The organism is Cognatundibacterium luofuense (assembly GCF_018139685.1).
Lineage (GTDB): Bacteria > Pseudomonadota > Gammaproteobacteria > Burkholderiales > Burkholderiaceae_D > Undibacterium > Undibacterium luofuense.
The window spans coordinates 1-358 of sequence record NZ_JAGSPN010000306.1 but is presented as its reverse complement, the minus strand read 5'-3'; the positions used below and the strand labels follow the sequence as shown (position 1 = coordinate 358).

At 51.1% G+C, this 358-nt stretch carries 1 pseudogene; it reads right to left on the bottom strand.

Annotation, left to right across the window (positions count from 1 at the left end):
- Positions 1-262, bottom strand: a pseudogene (locus KDM89_RS20535) (IS3 family transposase); the annotation flags it as partial.
- Positions 263-358: the final 96 nt, after the last annotated feature.

The following is a 358-nucleotide window of genomic DNA, read 5'->3' as shown; positions in this document are numbered from 1 at the left end:
GGTATCGGCTGGGTAATCGTTTCTTCCCAATGCGCCGGAGATTCATTTTTAGCTGGCAATACACGCGATATACCTTTTTATGATTCCAGCAATGACCACGTCGTCTGAGTAGTTGAAAGTACTTCCCAAATCCCCGTTCCGGAAATCGTTCGGCCAGCTCTTGTAAAGCGGCGATGATGTCGTCATCCGTCACGTACTTCGGCTGGTAATTCAGGGTGGAGCGCGAGAGCACCATCGCTTTACACGCCTGGCGCTGACTCAAACCAACCTCCTGCAACTGCCTGACGTAATCTCGCTTCTGGTCCGGGGTCAGCGCTTTAAACCGATCACCTCTTTAAATGCATGATTCTCCAGTGAC